General features: G+C 65.0%; 16 protein-coding genes. 6 read left to right on the top strand and 10 right to left on the bottom strand.

Features of this window, described 5'->3' with window-relative positions; translation table 11 throughout:
* The first annotated feature begins 45 nt into the window (after positions 1 to 45).
* On the top strand, positions 46 to 861 hold the full coding sequence (locus tag LB571_RS19390; RefSeq protein ID WP_224596982.1) for an oxidoreductase: 816 nt from the start codon (positions 46 to 48) through the stop codon (positions 859 to 861).
* A gap of 27 nt (positions 862 to 888) precedes the next feature.
* Positions 889 to 1,890, top strand: a complete 1,002-nt coding sequence (locus LB571_RS19385) for an NADP-dependent oxidoreductase (RefSeq protein WP_224597197.1) — start codon at positions 889 to 891, stop codon at positions 1,888 to 1,890.
* Positions 1,891 to 1,933: 43 nt separating this feature from the next.
* Here LB571_RS19385 and LB571_RS19380 read toward each other — a convergent pair whose 3' ends face one another.
* The 8 genes from LB571_RS19380 to LB571_RS19345 form a co-directional block, all read right to left on the bottom strand.
* Positions 1,934 to 2,617 (bottom strand): GntR family transcriptional regulator, encoded by a 684-nt coding sequence (locus LB571_RS19380; RefSeq protein ID WP_140716475.1) that lies wholly within the window; start codon positions 2,615 to 2,617, stop codon positions 1,934 to 1,936.
* Between the two features lie 48 nt (positions 2,618 to 2,665).
* On the bottom strand, positions 2,666 to 2,860 hold the full coding sequence (locus tag LB571_RS19375) for a hypothetical protein (protein ID WP_224596980.1): 195 nt from the start codon (positions 2,858 to 2,860) through the stop codon (positions 2,666 to 2,668).
* 190 nt (positions 2,861 to 3,050) lie between these two features.
* The gene (locus LB571_RS19370; RefSeq protein WP_224596976.1) at positions 3,051 to 3,434 is read right to left on the bottom strand and encodes an FAD-dependent oxidoreductase; all 384 of its coding nucleotides are present in this window, start codon (positions 3,432 to 3,434) and stop codon (positions 3,051 to 3,053) included.
* Between the two features lie 113 nt (positions 3,435 to 3,547).
* Positions 3,548 to 4,579 carry a hydroxyacid dehydrogenase gene (locus LB571_RS19365; protein WP_015316831.1) on the bottom strand — a complete coding sequence of 344 codons (1,032 nt, stop codon included), beginning with the start codon at positions 4,577 to 4,579 and terminating at the stop codon, positions 3,548 to 3,550.
* Between the two features lie 366 nt (positions 4,580 to 4,945).
* Positions 4,946 to 5,152, bottom strand: a complete 207-nt coding sequence (locus LB571_RS19360) for a hypothetical protein (RefSeq protein WP_041163398.1) — start codon at positions 5,150 to 5,152, stop codon at positions 4,946 to 4,948.
* Between the two features lie 52 nt (positions 5,153 to 5,204).
* Complete coding sequence (locus LB571_RS19355; protein WP_015316833.1) at positions 5,205 to 5,408, bottom strand: hypothetical protein; 204 nt, start codon at positions 5,406 to 5,408, stop codon at positions 5,205 to 5,207.
* 196 nt (positions 5,409 to 5,604) lie between these two features.
* Positions 5,605 to 6,813 carry an FAD-dependent oxidoreductase gene (locus tag LB571_RS19350; protein ID WP_224596961.1) on the bottom strand — a complete coding sequence of 403 codons (1,209 nt, stop codon included), beginning with the start codon at positions 6,811 to 6,813 and terminating at the stop codon, positions 5,605 to 5,607.
* A gap of 95 nt (positions 6,814 to 6,908) precedes the next feature.
* Positions 6,909 to 8,441, bottom strand: a complete 1,533-nt coding sequence (locus LB571_RS19345; RefSeq protein ID WP_224596959.1) for a formyl transferase — start codon at positions 8,439 to 8,441, stop codon at positions 6,909 to 6,911.
* A 283-nt stretch (positions 8,442 to 8,724) separates the two neighbouring features.
* Here LB571_RS19345 and LB571_RS19340 point away from each other — a divergent pair, with 283 nt between their 5' ends.
* On the top strand, positions 8,725 to 10,857 hold the full coding sequence (locus LB571_RS19340) for a GumC family protein (RefSeq protein WP_140617920.1): 2,133 nt from the start codon (positions 8,725 to 8,727) through the stop codon (positions 10,855 to 10,857).
* Between the two features lies 1 nt (position 10,858).
* On the top strand, positions 10,859 to 12,214 hold the full coding sequence (locus LB571_RS19335; RefSeq protein WP_224596956.1) for a VpsF family polysaccharide biosynthesis protein: 1,356 nt from the start codon (positions 10,859 to 10,861) through the stop codon (positions 12,212 to 12,214).
* A gap of 45 nt (positions 12,215 to 12,259) precedes the next feature.
* Here LB571_RS19335 and LB571_RS19330 read toward each other — a convergent pair whose 3' ends face one another.
* Together LB571_RS19330 and LB571_RS19325 are read right to left on the bottom strand one after the other, a co-directional pair.
* Entirely contained in the window at positions 12,260 to 13,528 is a 1,269-nt protein-coding gene (locus tag LB571_RS19330) for a glycoside hydrolase family 5 protein (protein WP_224596955.1), read from the bottom strand.
* Positions 13,525 to 14,694, bottom strand: a complete 1,170-nt coding sequence (locus LB571_RS19325) for a DUF1972 domain-containing protein (RefSeq protein WP_224596953.1) — start codon at positions 14,692 to 14,694, stop codon at positions 13,525 to 13,527. The genes LB571_RS19330 and LB571_RS19325 overlap by 4 nt, the downstream gene beginning before the upstream one ends.
* A gap of 440 nt (positions 14,695 to 15,134) precedes the next feature.
* Between LB571_RS19325 and LB571_RS19320 the strand changes: the two genes are divergently transcribed.
* Entirely contained in the window at positions 15,135 to 16,304 is a 1,170-nt protein-coding gene (locus tag LB571_RS19320; protein ID WP_083883006.1) for a glycosyltransferase family 4 protein, read from the top strand.
* Positions 16,301 to 17,602 carry a hypothetical protein gene (locus LB571_RS19315; protein WP_224596950.1) on the top strand — a complete coding sequence of 434 codons (1,302 nt, stop codon included), beginning with the start codon at positions 16,301 to 16,303 and terminating at the stop codon, positions 17,600 to 17,602. The genes LB571_RS19320 and LB571_RS19315 overlap by 4 nt, the downstream gene beginning before the upstream one ends.
* The last annotated feature ends 7 nt before the right edge of the window (positions 17,603 to 17,609 follow it).

Genomic DNA, 17,609 nt, shown 5'->3' with positions numbered 1-17,609 from the left:
TCTAACGAGGCGAAAAAGCTAGCCCTCATGATTTTGGAGCACCAAATGAACAGGAATTCGGGAAAGACCGCGCTCGTCACGGGAGCCTCCTCGAGCATCGGCCGCGCCAGCGCGGAAGCGCTGGCGCGAGCGGGATTTACCGTGTTCGGCACAAGCCGCCGCAAGCTCGGCGACAGCCCGAACGGAGTAACCATGCTGGTTTGCGATGTGACCGACGACAAGGCCATCGATGCACTCGTTTCAACCATACACGCGCGGACCGGCCGCATCGATCTGCTGGTCAACAATGCCGGCGTCGGCATGTTTGGAGGAGCCGAAGAATCCTCGATCTCGCAGGTGCAGGCGCTGTTCGACGTCAATCTGTTCGGCGTCATGCGCGTGACCAATGCGGTGTTGCCGTCGATGCGGCGGCAGGGCGTAGGACGCATCATAAATATCGGCTCGATCCTGGGATTGGTACCCGCGCCATATTCGGCGCATTACTCCGCGGTCAAGCACGCGCTCGAAGGTTATTCGGAATCGCTCGATCATGAGATTCGTGCCTTCAATATTCGCGTCTCGGTCATCGAGCCGGCATTCGTGCGCACCGTCTTCGACCAGAATGGAATAGAACCGGATTCCGTGCTGAAGGAATACGATCGGGCGCGAGCCGGCTTCAAGGCGTTGCTTGCCGATGTGATGCCCAAAGCCGATCGGCCGGAAGTGGTGGCGGATGTGGTCGTCAAAGCGGCGACCGCCAGCCAGCCGCGCCGGCGCTACACCGCGGGCAAGGCGGCCCGGCAGGTCAGCCTGCTGCGTCGCTTCGCGCCCGCCGGGATGTTCGACAAGACCTTGCGCAAGCAGTTCCGCTTGCCTGCCTGAGCAAACGATTTTCAGAAAGTGACCATGATGAAAGCCTTTGTCGTCGACAAATATCAGAAGAAGGGCGCCCTGCGGCTGGCCGAAATGCCGGAGCCGGATCCGCGGGACGATGATGTCCTGGTCGAGATTCATGCCGCCGCCGTGAACCTCCTGGATGCCAAAGTCCGGGACGGAGAGTTCAAACCCATCCTGCCCTATCGCCCGCCCTTCATTCTGGGCCACGACGTGGCAGGGATCGTCGTGCGGGTCGGATCGAAAGTCCGCGGCTTCAAGCCAGGCGACGAAGTCTATGCCCGGCCGCGCGATGGCCGGATCGGGACATTCGCGCAATCCATAGCCATGAACGAAGCCGACGTGGCCCTGAAGCCAAAAAACCTCAGCATGGAAGAGGCCGCCTCGATCCCGCTCGTCGGCCTGACTGCCTGGCAGGTGCTGGTCGAGAAAGCCAAACTGAGGAAGGGGCAGAAAGTCTTCATCCAGGCCGGTTCCGGCGGGGTGGGGACCTTCGCCATCCAGCTGGCGAAGCATCTCGGCGCGACGGTCGCGACAACAGCGAGCGCGGCGAGCACCGATCTGGTCAAAAGTCTCGGCGCCGATATCGTCGTCGATTACAAGAAGGACGATTTCGAAAACGTCCTGCAGGGCTACGACGTTATCCTGAACAGCCAGGACGCCAAGACGCTCGAAAAATCGCTGCGCGTTCTGAAGCCGGGCGGCAAGCTGATCTCCATCTCCGGTCCCCCGGATTCCGATTTTGCCAGGAAACAAGGCCTCAATATCGTCCTGAGGCTGATCGTGGGCCTGCTGAGCCGTGGCATACGCCGCAAGGCAAAACGCGCCGGTGTCGACTATTCGTTCCTGTTCATGTGGGCGCAGGGCGACCAGCTGGGCAAGATCACGTCGCTCATCGAATCCGGCGCCGTACGCCCCGTCGTCGATCGGGTCTTCCCATTCGAACAGACCAACGAAGCATTGGCCTATGTCGGGACCGGACGGGCAAAAGGCAAGGTCGTCATCAAGGTCAGATAGAATGGCGCGGCAGCGCGTCACCTGTCCCCGGCGCTGCCCATCATCATCCTTGGCCGGCGTCGCGGCCCCCCGGTCCCATCTCGACCTCCCTGAGATAAAACGCCTTGCTCGGCTGCAGGTGATCGACACAGAGCTGCGCCAGCACCCAATTGTCGCTGCGCTTCAGCGCCTCGATCATCATCAGATGATGCTGGCGCGAGATTTCGAGCTTGTCCCGGTCGGCCAGCGAATTCGCCCGTACCGGCAGGCTGAGGCGCATATAGTGCTCGATCGAGGACACGAGATAGGCGTTGCCGCAGGCCGAGAACATGGTGAGGTGGAAGCGGTCGTTGGCCTCATGGATGCCTCTGAGGTAGCCGGCGTCGACATGGGTGCTGTAGACGCGGTGGATCTCGATCAGCTCGGCGATCAGCGCCTCGCTCGCCGGCAGCCGGATCATCAGCGCGGCCTGGCGCTGCAGCATCTCGCGCACCTCATATATCTGGCGGACTTCCTCGGGGGCGAGCCGGCGCACCGTGGCGCCCTTGTTGCGCTCGCGCGTGGCGACGCCAAGCCTTTCCAGCTGGTAGAGGGCCTGGCGGATGGTGTGGCGCGAGACCGGGAAGCGGGCCAGCAGCACGTCCTCGACCAGCCGCGTGCCGGGCGCCAGCCGGCCAAAGATGATGTCTTCCTCCAGCGCATGGACGATATCGGCTTCCTTGCCGCCATAGTCGACCGTGTTGAGCATCGCGATCCTCTTGCTGGCCCGGCCAAATCGTCATTGGCCCAGACCACTCTAGCGTTCGCGCGCGAGGCTGGCCACAAGCTGGTCGAGGCTGACGACGCCGCACATCCGCATCGCGTGGCGCAGGCTGATCCTGCCGACTTGCTGGCGCATGATGACCGGCAGGCAGGCCTGCCCCGCTCCGGTCAGCACGAAGGCCTGGCCGACCAGGACCGGTTCGGAGAAGGGCGCCCACTGCACGGCCACGAATGGGACCTTCGGCCAATATCGCTGCTGGACATGGAAAGGCCCGCCACCGACGCGACTCGTGACGGGCCTTCCGAGTACGCCGGGCTTCCCACCGCCCGGCCATTTGCAAAACCAGCCGGCGGCGCGATCGTTCCATCAGGAAGCGCGGGCATCTCTGGGAGACGGGCTCACGGACCTTTGCGGGTCACTATTTGTGGATGAGCCATTCTATCAAGCCGGTCTCGACCAGCTCGCAGCCGGTAAACTCGTGAACCAGGCTTTTGGCCAGATCGCGCCATTGACACTCGGGCACGTTCGCTTCGGAGACCAGATCTCGAAACACAGCGCGCAGAATGTCGGCATCGAACGCTGAGACGGCAAAAGGAACCGGGTCTGTAGCTTCCCAGGCTCGACTGTTGCCATCGCGCTGGCGTTGGCGAAGGCGTTTCAGAAGCTCGCGCGATTGCGCGATCGCGCGCCTGGAATGGTCCATTTCGCGGCGAAAGGCGATGTTTCCAGCAATGGAACGATGTCGTAGCAGGAAGCTGGCTTCGATAGCTGCCCGCGCCACCTCTATATGGCTTCCAACCATCGCTACCTCCCTGAGGTTGTTTTTTACGCCTCCGAAGGTGCATCTCAAAGGGGATTCAGCGTACGGTTTGGTACAAAACCCGCCTATGCGGTTGAGCACACCCGCGCGGTTGCTCAATTCCTGTCGGACGGCTTCGAACGCATCCTCGACACCGTCTCGCGCTCGGCGCGTTTGGAGCGCAGCGGCGGCAGGCCACGGTCGATCAGGTCCATGTCCTCCAGCACCATGTCGCCCATGCGTTTGAAGGCGATGTCGAGGGCGCCGGCGCGATGGGCGGAGCGCAGGAAGCCGGGCAGCGCGCGCACGGGATGGTCGACTGCCAGCGGCTCCTCGGGAAAGACATCGCTGGCGGCAAGGATGTGGCCGCTCTTCACAGCCGCCATCAAGGCGGGGAAATCGACCACGCCGGCACGGCTGAGCAGGATGAAGGCGGCTCCCTTGCGCATCCTGCCAAAAGCATCGGCGCCCAGAAACCCCTGGTTCTCGGAGGTTACCGAGGCGACGACGAAGACGAAGTCGCTTGATGACAGCACCTCGTCCAGCGAGGCCGGCTCGACGCCGTTTTCCCTCAGGATCGACGGCGGCAGCCAGGGGTCGAACACCTTCGTGTGGGTGCGGAAGCCCGACAGCAGGCGGTTGAGGGCGCGGCCGAGATCGCCGAAGCCGATGATGCCGACATCGGCTCCTGAAAGCAGCCGCGCCGTCTGGTTGCCGTCGCCGCCCCACAGTTCCTCGCCTTTGCGGAAAGCAAGATCGGCATCGACGATGCCGCGGGCAAGGTTGAGCGCCATGGCCAGGCCGAGCTCGGCTACCGGCTCGGCGAAGACCAGGCCCGTCGTGACGACATGGATACCCCGTGCGAACAGTGTTTCGTAGGGCATGTTGTCGAGGAGGTTGCTCTCGACATTGAAGACGCAGCGCAGCGCCTTCATCGCCTCAAGCGTCCGCGGCGAGATCGGCGGCTGGCCGACGATGTAGCGGGCCTCGGCCAGCACCTCGGCCGGCAGCCGCGCCACGCCGTCGGGCGTCGTCTCGACGATGCGATAATGCGCCTTGAGGCGCGCCAGCTGCGGCGGCGTGAAAATCAGTTCGAGCGTGCGCGGCTCGGGCGCGCTGATCACCAGTGGCAAGGCGGTGTCTGACATGGCAAAGTCCTCCCAGGCGGCTTGTGGCGCTTTCTCGATCCTAAATCTATCCCGTGCCGGCGGATTTGAAAGCACGGTAGACCAATTCACCCGGCGCGGGGCGTTTCGAACAATCACCACGGCCGTCCTGGTACGATTGACATTGGCGGCGAAGCCGGTCTTCTCTGCGGTTTCCAACAGGGGAGATGGCTGGTGAAGAAATACGAGAAGCCAACCTGGCAGAAGCGCGAACGGCTTTCGGCCGTCACTGCTCTCAGCGGATCTTCAGGGTTACCGACCACGCTCTGAATCGGCTAGTGCATTCGCCGGTCGAACAAAGGCGCGATCGACCGATCGGGCCTTTTGCCTTTGCGAACGAGCAGGCCGTCACCCACGCCGCTTCGGCGGTGCGGGCTTCTGTCGCTCGCCGCTTGGCTCGGCGGACAGCCGCTGCTTGCGAAGGCGCTCGGTCTTTGCGTCGCGGGCCTGCCGTTCGGCGTCGAGGATGAGCCGCGACTCGCGATCGGCTCTCTCAAGCTTATGCTTGTCGACCAATCGGGCCACTTTGTCCTCCGGCAGCGTGTCGCATTCCATGAAACCAACGCCGTTCGGCAAGGTTCCGTTGGGTGGGAGCTTTGAGATCGCGTCAGGATTCTGCGTGGTCCGATCGCTCGGCGCGATGACCGGCCTGCCAACTGGTGAGTTGGCGCTCGGCCTCCGATATGGTCACGCTCATCAAGCCGTCAAATTCGGCCATGGCTTCCATATGCCCATGATCAATGATGGATTTGCGAAGAATGCGCATTGCCAGAATAGCATCCTGCAACGCGCGGTCGATATTCTTGACCATGACAGGATCTCCTGCGGGAATAACCTGTCGGCAAGCCGCTTGTTCCCACCGAACGGCACTGGATCTGCTTTTTGAGCGCGATGTCGCTGTCCCGGTGAAGCGCTCCAGCGGTTTCCTTCTCCGGGAGGGGTGGAGCCAGGTTAGAGGTACGGCCCTCAGGACAGAACCACGATGACGATGAAGGGTGGGAGACCCCTCACGCCATGCCCGGTTCCCTCCGCATTCCCAAATGGCGCACCTTGCGGCCGATGATCATCAGCCTGCGTGCCGTATTGTTGCGCAGGCGCCGCGCGCGCCATTCCAGCCCGGTTTCGGTGGTGATCCGCCTGGCATAGACACTCACACGCATGCCGGCCTCATCGGAGGCCCGCTTGACCGGATCGTCATAGAAAGCGGCGATCTTGTCCGCCGCCATGCCTGGCGTTTCCAGCCAGCGTGGAATGTGAACGGAATGGAGCTGATCGACGTCGATCATGACCCGCCCTATGCCGACGCCCGGCGTCGGGCATGTCGTCCAGAACGCGTCACCGATGAAGACGACCCCGTCGCGGCGATGGCCTTGCGTCGTGGTCAGGTTGATCTGCCGGACCTCGACGGGACTTGAGACAGCGAAGTTGCCGCATTGCGCCGATATTTCAGGCATCAATTCGCAAAGCATTTTCTGCGGATTGGCCCGAAAGTCCCTCGTCCATTGTTCGGCCACGGTGCGATAGACGAACATGTTGGCCCGCATCTTGTCGCCGAGAGGAAAGACGGTGATGTAGGCGACGCGGTCGCTGGCCCGCCTGCCGTAGCAGGTGACGGCCTGGTAGCCGCATTTGCGCGGCGGAATGGCGAGGTCGAAACCCATCGACAGCGAATGAGCTTTCGATTGCTCGACCCGCTCGACGCCGATGGCGCGCCGCACCGCTTCGCTGTGACCGGTGGCGACCACCAGCAGGCGAGCCGTGATGACCCTGCCGTCGTTCAGCACAAGGCGCTGCCGGTCCGGTCCGGTCGAGACCTCGGCGACCTTGCCGACCGTTATCGGCACTTGCGGGGGAAGGGCATCGCGCAGCCCGTTGATCAACGCTCCATAGGAAAATGCGTATTCGGGCCTGCGCTCACGCGCGAACAACTGGCCAAGGCGGAAGACATGAATGTCGTCAAACGGCGTGACGAGCCGCATGATCGTTTTGTCGAGGCCGAGCTTCTCGAACAGCCGTATCTGATCGGTACCGATTTTTTCGGCCCGGAACTCGTCGTGATGAACGCGGTGCGGATCGATCAGTGCCACCTTGCGGCCGGCTTTTGCCAACACGGTTGCCAGCGTGGTGCCGGCCATTCCGGCGCCAACGATCGCCACGTCGACCTCGATGGGGTCAGCGTGGGCGGGGGTGATATCGCTGCCCTTCATGCTGGTCATCTTCTGTCTCCACAATCCGTGGTGGAAAATATCTTCCGGACCATAATCAACCTCAAGCAACCAGCGCGGGTGGCCGGTAGTAACAAACGTTTAGGTTAACCACCGTCACCACTTTTCCAGCGCGGCGCGATCGCCGAGCCGTCGATGAACTCCAGGCCGCCCGCCTCGTTGAGCGTGTGCAGCTTACGCCCACTCCATAGCGCGCCGGGGGTTAAGATCGTCTCGACACGCTGCTCCATGCCGTTCAAATCAAGGTGAGTGACGCGTGCGATGCCAAGGGCGCCGCCGTAGCTCCTGCGGCAGTCCTGTACCGGACGCAGCAACTGGCCGTCGCGTTCGACCATGCGTCCGGCCGGCCGCGCCGAGGCGATGTCGATCAGCACCGGATTCCTGGGATGCGGCGTCCAGGGGCCGCGAAAGTCCGGCGCCGACCACAGATGCAGCGCGTCCGAGAAGGCGCCGCCGCCGTCCCGGGCGCTGCCTTCACCGTCCCGGACGGTGGCGAACAGCCACCACGAGCCGCCATGCTCGACCAAGGTGGCGTCGCTGGCGACGATGTCGGACAGCAGCGTCGCTTCCTTGACCCATCCGCCCGGGAAGGCCGTGGCGCGGTAGAGATCCACCGTCCGGTTGGCGCAGCTTTCGGGAACCATCCAAACCTCGCCGTCACGCTCGAAGACGAAGGGGTAGGAGAGGTGGTAGGGCAGATCGAGCACCGGCTCCGGACTGCCGATTGGCCCCGACGGACCAAAGGGCACGGCGGAAATGATGGCTCGGCCCAGGCGGTGGATATAGTCCTCGACGAACAGGGTTACCTGTCCCTGATGAAGGATCGGGAACGGATCGGCGTAGAAGCGGCTGCCGTCGTCGGGCAATTCTCGCCAGCCAGAGGCCGGATGCGCGCGCAGGTCGAACAGATCCCGCCCGCCGGTCTGGCGCCAGCCGACCTTCCAGTGCGGGGCGTTGTAGCAGAGATGGTAGATCTTCTGGACGACGCGGCGCGCCAATGCCTTGCCCGCCCTGACGCCGAGCTTGCCGGCCGAGGGCAGCGATGGCGGCCCCCTGCCGTCCTCCGGCTCGGGCAGGGCGGGCAGGGCGGGCAGGGCGCCCCGCGCCGCGCCCGTCACCGCCGCCAGGATCAGGCTTGCCGTGCGCGCCACCATGTCTTGGAACGAGGCGAGCGCGATGCCGCCATATTCGGTGCCCAGGCGTCCTTCGGCGACGACGGCGCCGTTCTCCTCGATGCAGGCCCGCGGGGTCCGGCCATCGAGGATCGACGCCAGCAGGGCCGCTTCGCCGCCGGCGCCGTCATAGGTCACATGCCAGACGCGTGTTCCTTCCATTCGCACATCGCCGCAGAGGTCGAGCACGAGGTCGGGCGCGGCGGCGGGCTGCGTGCGGTAGGGTGCCAGCGCCGACAACGGCAGGCGCTTGGCCAGTCCGTCCGCGGGCAAGCCATGGATGACCGTTTCAAGCTGGAACAGTGCCGCGACGCTGCCTGGAATGCCGCTCTCGGCTGGGCGTGCGTCGACGCTGACCGCGACCTCGGCGAGCGCGGCCAGGCGCTGCAGCAGCAGCAGGTGAAAGGCACGGAGGCAGTCGCTGTTCAGGCGCAGGCTCACCTGCATGTCGCACCCCTAGAATTCTGATGTTCGGTATTGGCCGGTGTTCGATTTTTAGGCACGATCGGTGGGCGACGGTCGGACTGGAGGAAGATGTTGCTCCATTTCCATTCGTTTCCCGCTCGCTTGCGCCCTGTCAACACGGCCCATGCCTCTGCTACGCAAACTCCGTGCCAAAAATCAGAAGAGCTCCCAACATAATTAACAGTGTTTTAACAGTTGGAGTAATAGCTAAGCTTAAGCCGCAATTTAAGCTTTTGGGGCACATGGAGTGTTGTCGGAGCGACCTTTGCAATCATCCCTGCTCTCGTTGCCGCAACAACACGCTCCAGAGGTGATGCAATATGCGCCGGAGCCACCGCCGGCCGCGTCCTATCCGTCCTCGACCGTCGAGCTGGGTGACCTGAAGCGCATTCTGGTGCGCCGCCGTTTCCTGATCCTCGCCACCGCCGCGCTGCTGACCCTCGGGGCGCTGCTCTATGGACTGTTCACGCCGGCGCTTTACAGCTCGGTGGCGGAGATCATCGTCGATCCGCAGGACCTGCAGGTGGTCACCAACGACGTCAATCCGAGCCGCGTTCCGCCTGATGGCGGCATCACCATGGTGGAAAGCCAGGTTGCCGTCGTCCAGTCGAGCGGCGTGCTGCTCAGGGCAATCGCGGCGACCAACCTGACCGAGGACCCGGAATTCAACGGGCAGGGCGGGTTGTTGAGCCGCCTGCTCGGCGGCGTGCTGGGCTCGGGCTCGGCCGAAACCGACAAGGCGGGCAAGACGCTCGATGCGCTGCGCCGGCGGCTTGCGGTCAAGCGGGCCGACAAGGTGCTGGTCCTCGACGTGATCGTTACCGCCAAGAGCGCCGACAAGGCGGCGAAGCTCGCCAATGCCATCGCGCAGGCTTACCTGGCGGATCAGGCGAGCGCGCGCGCGAAGATGGCCACGGATGCTTCCGACTCGATCACGGCGCGGCTGGACGAGCAGCGCAAGCGCGTCCAGCGGGCCGAGAATGCGGTCGAGGCCTACAGGTCGGCCAACAACATGGTGATGGCCGCCGGCAATCTGGTCAGTGACCAGGAACTGACCGAGATCAACACGCAGCTCGCCGCCGCGCAGAGCCGCACCGCGACGCTGAAGGCGCAGGTCGACCAGTTGCGCCGGTCCGGCGGCGCGCCGGACGCGACCTCGGAAGCGATGCGCTCGGCGGTGATTTCGAGCCTGCGGGCGCAGGAGGCGACACTTGTCGACCAGGTTTCGCAGCTCGGCACCGAGCTCGGGCCGCGCCATCCTTCGATGATGGCGGCCCAGCAGCAATTGCGCGACACGCGCGCGCTCATCGCGCGCGAACTCGGTCGTATCGCCGCCGCCGCCGAAACCGACTACGAGCGCGCGCTGGCCAACCAGCAGGCGCTGGAAGCGAAGGTCGCGGGCATGAAGAGCAAGTCGCTCGACACCGACCAGGCCTCGGTCAAGCTGCGCGAACTGCAACGCGATCTCGAGGCGGTGCGCTCCGTCTATGCCACCTATCTGCAACGGGCGCAGGAAACGCGCGAGCAGGTCAATGTCGACAGCACCAATGCGCGCATCATCTCCGACGCCATGCCGGCCCTGAAGAAGAGCTGGCCGCCGCTGTTGCTGCTGGTGTTCGGCGCGTTCTTCGGCGGGCTGGGGCTCGGCACCGGCATGGCGCTGATCGCGGAATATTCATCGCCGACGGTGCTTTCCAGCGCGCAGATGCAATCGGCCATCGACGCGCCCGTGGTGGGCGTGCTGCCGGCAAAATCAGCGCGCCGCCGCTGGTGGCCTTTCGGCGGCGCCGCCGCGCCGGCCGGACAGAAGATGGACGCCGTCGCCGGCCTGGCGTTGAGACGCCTGTTCTCCTCCAGCCGGCGTCCGCCGAACTGGCCACTGGTACCGTCGATCCTGGTGACGTCGGCGCCAGAGGACGCCGCGCAGCGGGGCCGGGTGGCGCGCCTGCTGGCCAACGCGGCGGCTGCCAGGGGCAGCCGTGTCCTGTTCATCGACACCAACAATGCCGGCGGCAGCCAGAAGGAGCCGCAGCCAGGTCTCCTCGACGTGCTGCGCGGCGAATACGCCTTCGAAGCGCTCAGCCAATACGCGCCCGGCAGCAACGTCGCGCTTCTGGGCAAGGGTCGGCCGAAGGCTGCTTTTTCCGAGGCGCAGGGCGTCTATTTCACACAGCATATGCTGGCCCAGGCGAGCCGCAATTTCGAACTCGTCGTCGTCGATGGCGGCGCGCTGGCCGACAATCTCAACGCCTCACCGCTGGTCGCCATGGTCGACGAGATCGTGCTCGTCGCCACGCTGAACGCGACGCCGATGCGCGATGTCACGGCGGCCTCGCAAGCCATTTCGGTCATGGGGCGGTTGCCGACCGGCGCCTTGCTGGTCGACGAGGCGGCCTGACATGGCTGCCATCCGGGGCGCCGCCCGGTCCGCCACCCCGGCGGCCGGCTGGGCCGGCCAGGGTCAAGCCCCGACCGCGCCCCGCACCGGCAATTCCGTGGACTGGGTGACCGGCTACGGCCTTATGGCGGTGGTGGCGCTGCTGTTCAGCATTTCGGGTGGCATGCTGTGGCTGGTGGGCTACAATTACGACGGCCTGACCGGCAATCCGGCGACCAAGATCCATCCTTCCACCTATCTGCTCGTGCTGATGTTTGCCTGGCGCGCCTGCACGTTCGGCAACCCGGTAGGCTATACGCTGGCCATCGCCGACAGGCGGCCTGCCAGCGCGCTGCTGGCCGTCATGTCGATCATGCTGCTGGTCGTCGCCATCGTCAGGCAGCGCCCCGGCATGGCCGGCATGATCGACACGTTCATGGCGGCGGCGCTGCTGGTGATGATGCTGGCCGAGGCCGACGAAAAGACGTTCGCCCGCATGCAAACCGTGGTGCACGCGGTGATGACGGTCAACGCGCTGCTGGCGCTGTTCGAGTTCGCCACCAAGACGCTGGTCTTTCCCTACCGGCTCGACGGCGAGGTGTTCATGAACGACCTGCGCTCGACGGCGCTCCAGGGCCATCCTCTGTCCAACGCCACGATCACCTCGATCTATGTGCTGGCGCTGCTCTCCGGTTCGAAATCCCTGTCCATGCCGCTGCGGCTCGGGCTGATCGGCCTGCAATGCGCGGCGCTGGTGGTATTTGGCGGGCGCTCGGCGATGGTGACGACGATCGTGCTCGGCGGCATCTATCTGCTTTTCAGTGGCGTGGCTTATCTGCGGCGAGGACGCATCAGCCTGCCGGGTGCCGCCCTTGCCGTCATGCTCGCCTCGCTGCTGCCGGTCGTGGTGGTCATGCTGTTCTCCTACGGCTTCTTCGACGCGCTGCTGGAGCGCTTCGTGTCCGACAGCGGCAGCGCCAACGCCCGCGTCGAAATGTTCGAGCTGTTCAAGCATTTCGAACTGCGCGACCTGATCGTGGGGCCCGACATCGATCTCATCGAAAGCCTGCGCCGCATCAACGGCCTCGAACAGGGCATCGAGAACCCGATCATCCGCCTGCTCCTCTATCAGGGCGCCTTCTTCACCCTGCTGTTGTTTTTCGGCTTCGCGCTGTTCATGCACGAAGTGGCACGCCGCTGCCATCCCGGCATCTGGCTGCCGATGCTGGGCTGGCTGATCCTGCTCAACACCTCCGAAAGCCTGGCGTCCAAGACGACGCTGATGACCAAGTTCGTGGTGATCGCGCTGGCGCTTTACAGGCCGGTGCGGCCAGCGCGGACGGCGGGGCGTCCGGGCGCACAAGGGGTGCCGAGGTAGCGCTGCTCTACGGCGACAAGGAACTCGGCCGCATTTGGAAGGCGGTTATTCCGGCATCCTCAACCCGAGTGCATCCACCATCGCCGGGTCGAGCGAGCGGGTTTTGTCGTTCATCATGCCCATGCCGTCGAACAGGTCCCAGAAGGCCCAGGGGAAGCCGGATGCCTCGGCGCTCTGCCTGACATCGGCGATGTAGCGGGCGCGGTCGGGATTGGGGGCGGCGACGTAGCGGGCGTCGGTGCGCAGCGCGCCGAATTCGCCCATGATGACGCGCGTCGGGGCGATGCCGTGGCTGTCGGCCCAATCGCGCGCCTGGCCGATATATTTGTCGACGAACCAGCGGTCTGGCCTGGCGTCGAAATAGACCTTCAGCACGCGTTCGGTTTCGGCATAGGCGGCCTGCTTGTCCGCTTCCGAGGTTTCGGTGTCCCCGGCCATGCGGGCCCTGACCGAGGCCAGCGTCCGTTCGAGCGAACCGGCGGAGGCTGGCCATGGCACGTTGTTGAGCGCGCGGTAGACCGGCTCGCGCATCCAGGGTGCGCCCTGATGGCTGAACAGATAGGGTTCGTAGAAATGGAAGGTGAACAGGATCGGCTCGAAGGCCACCAGCGGTTCCGGATCGAGCGCGGCAAGCCCGCTCACCATCGAGCCGCAGCCGCCGGTGACGACCAACGGCAACGTCTGGGATGACGCCCTGGCCGCCGTCAGGAGGGCCGCCTGGACGTTCGACCAGACGTTGGAGGAGCAGGATTGCGGCGGTTCGTTGACCGGCTCCAGTGCTACCATGCCCGACGGGAACCGCTGCAGCCTGCCGGCAAGCGTGCCGACCAGCGCGCGATAGGCTTCGAATTCGGGCGCGGCCGTGCTGGAGACCATGCGGTCGGGATTCCAGTAATGGGTGGCGCCGTTGGCCTGCACGTTGACGATGATGCCGAGATCCGCATCGATGACTGCCGCGACGGCATCGTCCAGCATCGCCAGCAATTTTGCGCGCGTGGCGGCATCGGCGGCCAGGAACGGGCCGGGATCGACCGGCAGGCGGACGAAGTCGAGCCCGGTCCGGCGCAGCCGGCGAAGGTCGTCCGGTGTCGGCACCGGCCGCTGCGACTGGAAGGGCGGCCAGTCATAGTCGGTGCGCGGCGCGGGAAACTCACGCGTCAGCGCGAACCAGGGCCAGGCGTTGACGCCGCGGCGAAAACGCCATTCGCCGGTGGCGGCCAGCGCGGGCGATGCGGACGAGAGTGCTGCCGTTGCGGGCACCAGCGCCGTCGACAGCGCGGTCCTCAGCAGCCGCCGTCGCGACCAGCCCGTCATACGGCGCCGGGCGAGGGACGGTCGACCGGCTGGGCTGCGGCGGCGCTCACGCCCAGAAGCCGGTAGGCTTCGGTTTCATAGGCAAGCAGGACATCGTCCCAGCGGAAAGCTTCGTTGGCGCGGGCTCTCGCGGCCGCGCCGCAGGTCCTGACCAGCGCGTCATCCTCCATCGCCTGCCGCATCCGCTCGGCGCAACTCTGCCGGTCGGTGAAATAGATGGCGGCCGCGCCGGCGGTCCATCTGTTATAGGGGTTGTCGTGGGCGATCACCATGTTGCCGGCGGCCAACGCCTCGACCAGCGACGGGTTGGTGCCGCCGACGGTGTGGCCATGCAGATAGGCGCGCGCGTGAAAACGCAGCGCCTTCACCGCCGCCTGGTCGTAGATGGCGCCGGGCAGCACCACCGAGGCGTTCGCCGCCTTGCGGACGGCGACATGGTAAGGGATATCGGGGGAAAGCGTGCCCAGCACCACCAGCTTCATGTCGCGCTTCTGGCTGCAGAAGGCCTCGACCATGGGCAGGATGTTGTTGTCGGGCTCGATGCGCGCGATCGAGATCAGGTAGTTGCCAGGCTCAAGGCCGAGCGCGCGCACCGGCGCCTCCGGGGCCGATGTCACCGGGTCGGCGCCATAGGTGATGGTGGCGATGGCGCTGCGCGGCCGGCGCGTCGCCAGGTGATCCGCGATCACCGGATGGTCGGCGACCAGGCGGTGCGAGGCCCAGGCGCCGATCCATTCGTTTAGCCAGAACCATGTGCGCGCAGCCACACCCCATTTGGGCCGGCGCCACTCGATGCCGTCCATGTTGGTGATGATCTTGCGCCGCATCAGCCTCAGCCAGGTCAGGAAGACCGCGCCATTATAGCCGAGCACCAGGCAGATGCCGGGCCGCCGGGCGGCGTCGAGCACGCATTGCCAGTCGAATTCCAGCGTCGCGCGGGGACCTTTCGAGGCGACCTGGACATGGATGAGATCGATGCCGTTCCAGGTGTCGACACGCACCCTTTGGTCGACCCGCTCGACCTCCTCCTGGCAATAGACGCCGACCTTCCAGCCGCGCCCGGCAAGAAACAGCGCCAGCCTCTCGGCGAAGGTTTCAAAGCCACCATGGGCCGCTGGAATGCCGCGCGTCCCGAGGATCAGGATGGTGGGCATTTCAGGTTTCATGGCTGCTGGCGCTTTCAAGTCCGCTCGATTCCGCAATGCGCGGCCGTCCCTCTGGAAACACAGCCCAGCGAATACCCGTGCCAGACTCAGTTCCAGCCATCATCGCACCGGGGTGTAAAATATTTCTTCCAGCGGCCGGAGTTGTTTCACTATCGGTCAACTATCCCAGCGTATGTGTATCGAAACAAGGCAATGCCGCGACCGGGCGACCTGCGGACGGAGAAATCAGGGCCGGCATGATCCTTGCTCATGGACTTCTGCGCGCCACACCGGCGGAGGACGTGCAGCATTTGGTATGGTGATCCGGGTTCTACATCCGCTCGTCACCATGCCGGCAACAAGTGAAGTCCAAAGGGGTGTTGGGCTTGAAGTCTCCAGTCGCCTGTTCTGTCAGGCGGCGGGATCGTCAAACTACCCCTGGCAGAAAGATGCATGGGAATATGCGGATTGCATGCGTCCATCAGGGCTATGAACTCTATGGTTCCGATCGCAGCTTCGCGGAGAGCGTCGCCGCGTTGCGCGCCGCGTTTCCTTCAGCCGATATCGAGGTCGTCCTGCCGCGCAGCGGACCGATCGTGCGGATCCTCGAACCGCATGCGACCCGGATCGTCTTCGAGCCGCTCTGGGTGCTGAGGCGCCAGGCGATTGCGCGCCTTGCCACCATCGAGATGGCGCGGCTGCCGGTCGCGGTGCTGAGGGCCTGGCGGCGGCTCCGGGATTGCGATCTCACCTATGTCAACACCTCGATCGTGGCCGACTATGCGCTTGCCGCGCGCCTGCTGCCGCACAAGGCCGTGCTGCACATCCACGAAATTCCCGAAGGCGCCATGCGCAGGATCCTAGTCGGCCTGATGCACTGGAGCCATGCCGATCTCATCTTCAACTCGCGCGCCACACGCGCCGCGTTCGGCGAGCCCAGATACGCGCGCTCCCATGTGGTCTATAACGGCGTTGCCGGCCCGGCCGCGGCCGAAGCGACGACCTATGACGGCAAGCGGCCGCTCAAGGTGCTGCTGCTTGGCCGCATCAACAGGATCAAGGGCCAGGAAGTGCTTTTGGAGGCGATCGCCTCGTTGCCGGCGGAACTCAAGTCGAGGATCGAGGTGCGGCTGGTCGGCGGCGCCTTCGAAAGTACCGAGCGCGAACGCGCGCTCGCCGAACTGGTCGGCAGCATGGGGCTCGGCGGACGCGTCAGCGTGCTGCCCTTCATCCCCGATCCCTCCGAGCATTATCGCTGGGCCGATATCGTCACCGTGCCCTCGCGGCGTCCCGAATCGCTCGGCCGCGTCGCCATCGAGGCGATGGCCTACGGCCGGCCGCCGCTGGTGTCGGCGATCGGCGGGCTGGTCGAGGTGGTGAGCGACGGTGAGACCGGCTGGCATGTTCCGCCCGGCGATGCCGCCGCCCTTGCAGCCAAACTCGAGGAGATCATCCTGCGGCCCGAGGCCTGGCGCTCCTTTGTCGCTGCCGGGCGGGCGCGCTACGAGGCGGTCTTCAGCGAACCGGTCGCGGCGGCGGCGATCGCGGCGATAGCCGCCGACAAGCTGAAGACAGCCATCGCCAGGCCGGGGCGGACGGCAACCACCCGCCAGGCGGAGACACGGCCGTGAAACTTCCTGGCCATCTGGTGCGGCGTCTCGTGCTGATGATCGGCGGCGAGGCGATGCAGAGCGGCTTCCACTTCGCCCTCAACATCGCGCTGCTGCATATGCTTTCGGCGCAAGGCTACGGCCTCTTTGCCATCGGCATGGTGATGGGCGGCGTCGGCCTGTCCTACATCAGGTCGCTCACCGCCGTCCCGGCCTCGATATGGATGGGCAAGAGCACCAACAGCGCCGGCGTCGATGCCTATGACGTCGCCTTCGGGACGGCGGCGCTGGTCGTTGCCGTGCTGATGGCCGTCGGCACGGCGATCGTGATGCGTCTCTTGGGCGACCCCAGCGGAATTGCCGCGGGCTGTTTCGTCGGCGCATGGTCGCTGCGCAGCCACATGCGCACGGCCTTCTTCGCGCGCCGCCAGCAGGTGATCGTTTCCGTCAGCGATGCCGCCTTCACGATCGCCGGAACGGTTATGGCCGGCCTGGCGATCTGGCTGGCCAAGGACGCGCTGCAGACCGTGTTCTATGCGCTCGCGGCGGCCAATGTGTTTGGCATCTTCATCCTGGTCAGGCTGGCGCGCCGCACGATGCGCATCAGCTTCCGCATGCCGACGCGGCGGCGCTATGCGAGGCTGTGGTCCCAGCTCTGCTGGTCGGCATTCAGCGCCACCACCACCAACATCCAGGGGCAATGCCTGGCGCTGCTGGTCGCGGGCATTGCCGGGCCGGCCGCCTATGCGCCGCTGGCGGCGGTGCTGGTGCTGTTCGCGCCGCTGCGCATCAGCAGTCTTGCCTTCGTGAACATGACGCAGCCCGAACTCGCCAAGCTGATGCGCAACAACGAAACGCGCCGTGTCTGGGCGCAGGCAAAGCTGTGGGCCGTTGTCATGGGCCTTGGCGCGGTTGTCTATGGATGCGCCATCCTGTTCGTCCTGCCGATGATAAAGTCCCAGGCTCTCCAGGACGCGTCGGTGGGATTTATCGGGTTTTTCGTGATCGCGAATTTCGTTCCGATCATGCTCTACATCATGCCCCGCATCGTGCTCGAGATAATGGGTGACTTCCGCATCGTCGCGTTCATAACCCTGGGCGGCGCCATCGTCGGGCTGGCGTTGATCGCCATCCTGCTGTCGATCGCCTCCCCGCCATGGGCGCTGCTGGGTTCGGCGGTGTCCGAGATCTTCGTGCTCGTGGCATCATGGTATTTCGTGCATCACCGCATGTGGAACATCGAACACCCGGACCAGCAGCGCGACAGCCGCCTGGGCTCCTGGCGACGGGCGGTTTCGTTCGCCGCGGTCAAGCGATAGGAGAAGG

Source organism: Mesorhizobium sp. BR1-1-4 (assembly GCF_020165375.1).
Classification (GTDB): domain Bacteria; phylum Pseudomonadota; class Alphaproteobacteria; order Rhizobiales; family Rhizobiaceae; genus Mesorhizobium; species Mesorhizobium australicum.
The sequence above is the reverse complement of the archived record's forward strand: the minus strand, read 5'-3'. Positions and strand labels throughout refer to the sequence as shown.